This is a genomic window from Rheinheimera sp. (genome assembly GCF_036568245.1).
Taxonomy (GTDB): domain Bacteria; phylum Pseudomonadota; class Gammaproteobacteria; order Enterobacterales; family Alteromonadaceae; genus Alishewanella.
The window spans coordinates 1-3512 of the sequence record NZ_DATCSY010000009.1 but is presented as its reverse complement, the minus strand read 5'-3'; the positions used below and the strand labels follow the sequence as shown (position 1 = coordinate 3512).

Below are 3512 nucleotides of genomic sequence, written 5' to 3'. Positions count from 1 at the left end.
CAGTATCTTTGGCTTTGCTGTACCAGAGTAACTGCTGTGGTAGCAGGCTGGCAGGGCAGGCATCTGCGCAGGCACTGCAGCGTATGCAGTCCATCTCTTGCGCGGGGGCCGGCATCTCTTTTGCTGTTGGCGCCAGTATACAGTTGGTGGTTTTAACGACCGGCACACTTAAATCCGGCAGTGTAAAACCCATCATCGGCCCACCCATGATAACCCGTTGCACCGGCTCCGGTTGAAAGCCACAGTACTGCAATAAATCTGATACCGGTGTACCAAGCAATGCTATAACGTTTTGCGGTTGGCTTAATGTGTCTCCGGTTACCGTTACGATGCGTGAAATCAACGGGTGGTCATCCAGAACTGCTTGCGCAATGGCAAACGCCGTGCCGACGTTTTGCATCACAATACCAATGTCCAGCGGACGGCGGCCATTGGGTACTTCTTTATTAGTCAGTAGCTGGATCAGTTGTTTTTCACCGCCAGACGGGTATTTGGTCGGTACTGTGCGAACATAATAATGCTCACGCTGACTGCAAGCGGCCATCATAGCCGCGGTAGCTATCGGCTTGTCGTCTTCGATACCAATCAGCACTGCTTTGGGATTGAGCAGGCGGCACAAGATATCAATACCTTTCACGATAGTGGTAGCCGCTTCCTGGATCAGTAAGTCATCGGCGGTAATATATGGCTCGCACTCAACGGCGTTGATGATCAGATAATCTACCGGCTGGTTAACGCCGGTTTTTAAATGAGTAGGAAAGCCTGCTCCTCCCATACCGGCGATACCGCTATCCTGGATCCGGTTTAGCAGCTGCATTTTATCGCAACTGGCGAAGTTCAGCGGCTCCCGCTCGCGCCACTCGTCGAGCCCATCGGGCTCGAGCACCAGAGTCAGTTCAGGCAGAGCCGAAGGGTGAGGGCTGGTATGCGGTGCTATTTGCAGTACGGTTCCTGAAGTCGGAGCGTGTACCGGCACCGTCATAGAGTTATCAGCGTTGGTTAACGGCTGACCTTTTAATACGCGCTCGCCGGCTTTTACTAATAACTGGCCAGCGACACCGATATGCTGGCGTAGCGGAATATACAGCCTGTCCGGCAATGGCATGACTGCGACAGGCTTTTGGCTGGTATTTTGCTTACGTGATGGCGGATGTATACCACCGTGGAAATCCCAGATAGCACCGGCCTGAATTTGCTTGAATAAACTGGGCATGGCGTTACTCCACCATCCGAACCGGAATGGCTGCTAAATCCCACTTCCAACGCTCTGGCGTACTGGCTAGCGGGATCATATCAATACAATCTACCGGGCAAGGCTCGACACACAGATCGCAGCCGGTGCATTCGTCGACCAATACGGTGTGCATCAGTTTGGATGCGCCCACGATGGCATCGACCGGACAGGCCTGAATACATTTAGTGCAACCTATACATTCATCTTCGCGGATATAGGCTACGCGCTTTACGTTTTCGGTTTGCGCGGCGTTAAGTGGTTTAGCTTCAACGCCCAGTAAATCGGCCAGTTTACGGATGGTTGCTTCGCCGCCCGGCGGGCATTTATTAATGTCATCGCCATCAGCAATAGCCTGGGCATAGGGTTTGCAGCCCGGATAACCGCATTGGCCACACTGTGTCTGGGGCAGTATGTCATCAATCTGATCAACTAAGGGATCGCTTTCTACTTTAAAACGGATGGCGGCGTAGCCCAGCACAGCACCAAACAGCAGCGCCAGTACACCAATAGCGATAAGTGCAGTAAGCAATGTCATCAGGCTTTCACCAATCCGCTAAAGCCCATAAAGGCCAGTGACATCAGGCCCGCTGTTATCATGGCGATGGCCGCGCCTTTAAAAGGTAGCGGGACGTCCGCTGCCGCCAGTCTTTCGCGCATAGCCGCGAACAGAATCAGTACCAGAGAGAAACCAACAGCAGCACCAAAACCATACACCACGGAATTTACAAAGTTGTGCCGGGCGTTTACGTTTAACAGCGCAACACCTAATACGGCACAGTTTGTGGTAATAAGAGGCAGAAAGATCCCCAACAGGCGGTATAGGGTAGGGCTGGTTTTATGCACCACCATTTCAGTGAATTGCACCACGACCGCGATAACCAGAATAAACGCCAACGTACGCAGGTAAAGCAGATCCAGCGGTGCCAGCAGGTAATAATCCACCAGATAGCTGCACAGAGACGCCAGTGTAAGCACGAAGGTAGTGGCCAGTGACATGCCGATGGCCGTTTCCAGCTTGCCTGACACGCCCATAAAAGGGCAAAGGCCGAGGAATTTTACCAGCACAAAATTGTTCACCAGTACGGTACTGATTAACAACAACAGAAATTCAGTCATCGTATCGCTCGGGAAAAATGAGGGCCATATTATGCTATTAAGCTAACAGCGACACAACCTGATAAATCGTAGGGTTGTTGCAGCTGACACAGAATGACAGCTGCATTTTACCATTAAAGCGCAGCAGGTTTTCCAACGTAATAGCCCTGATTACCGTCGATAAACAAAGATTCCAGCATATGCTTTTCTTCCTGTGTTTCTACGCTCTCGGCAAAAACGCCGACACCGATACGATGGGCCAGGTCTATCATCAGGCGCATAAAGTACTGATTGTTTTTATCTTCGTTAATATGGCGCGTGTAGCTACCGTCCATTTTTACATAGTCGGGTTTTAAATCGCGGAAAAACTTGAACGATGTAATGCCCACGCCGAATTTTTCTACCGTGACACGAGAGCCGGCCCGGTGAGCCATATCTATAAAGCGTTTGCTGGTTTTCAGGTTTTGCTGCATACCAAATTCAGTTACTTCAAATACCAGCTTGGCGGCAATATTGGCATCTTTTAGCAGCCGTCGTTCCAGCCAGATTATAAACTGATCATCATGCAGGCAGCGAGCCGACAGGTTCAGGCCAAAATATTGATCCTGCAGGTTTTTGTTTTTGATGGTTGTTAACGCTGTTTCAATAACAAGCCGGTCAACAGCAACTATACGATCAAGTTTTTCAGCCATTGCCAAAAATGAGGCCGTTGGCAATATCTGGCCTTCCTGGGTTTTAAACCGTACCAGTATTTCCGAATAAGCCTTAGCCGAGCGATTTGACGGCTGTATTAATTGTGTCAGCAAACTGATGCGATGATTAGTCAGCACATCGTCTATCACATTGCGCCAGTTCTGGTTGCCATAGCCGCCACTGGACATTTCCATCGCGGCAGATTCTTTTTGCAGATGCCAGGCATTAGGCTGTTTCGTCTGCGCCAGGCTTATCGATGTATCTGCAACGGCCAGCAATTCACCTAAAGCTTTACCTGCTTCATAGCTAACCAGACCGGTATAGGCTACAGAATCGAGCTCAGCATTTTTTTGGTATTCATTTAATCTGCTCTGTAACTGCAGCGCAAAGTTTTCAGCTTCTTTTGGCGTGACGCGTGGCAATAAAAGGCCGAAGTCTGAACTGTTCAGGCGATAGATACGGTGGTCTTTGTAGGAGCCACACAGTTTTT

At 50.1% G+C, this 3512-nt stretch carries 4 protein-coding genes; all 4 read right to left on the bottom strand.

The window, feature by feature from the left end; translation table 11 throughout:
• The coding region (rsxC, locus tag VIN66_RS00390) for an electron transport complex subunit RsxC (RefSeq protein ID WP_331922144.1) at positions 1 to 1213 on the bottom strand (1213 nt) is incomplete at its 3' end.
• A gap of 4 nt (positions 1214 to 1217) precedes the next feature.
• Entirely contained in the window at positions 1218 to 1769 is a 552-nt protein-coding gene (rsxB, locus tag VIN66_RS00385; RefSeq protein ID WP_331922143.1) for an electron transport complex subunit RsxB, read from the bottom strand.
• Positions 1769 to 2350 (bottom strand): electron transport complex subunit RsxA, encoded by a 582-nt coding sequence (gene rsxA, locus VIN66_RS00380; RefSeq protein ID WP_331922142.1) that lies wholly within the window; start codon positions 2348 to 2350, stop codon positions 1769 to 1771. The genes rsxB and rsxA overlap by 1 nt, the downstream gene beginning before the upstream one ends.
• Positions 2351 to 2463: 113 nt before the next feature.
• Positions 2464 to 3512: EAL domain-containing protein (locus VIN66_RS00375; protein ID WP_331922141.1), on the bottom strand; the 1049-nt coding region annotated here is incomplete at its 5' end.

What these genes read in the sequence shown, in the direction of transcription:
- rsxB (WP_331922143.1), bottom strand. Translation starts at nt 1,769, where the DNA reads ATGACATTGCTTACTGCACTTATCGCTATTGGTGTACTGGCGCTGCTG.
- rsxA (WP_331922142.1), bottom strand. Translation starts at nt 2,350, where the DNA reads ATGACTGAATTTCTGTTGTTGTTAATCAGTACCGTACTGGTGAACAAT.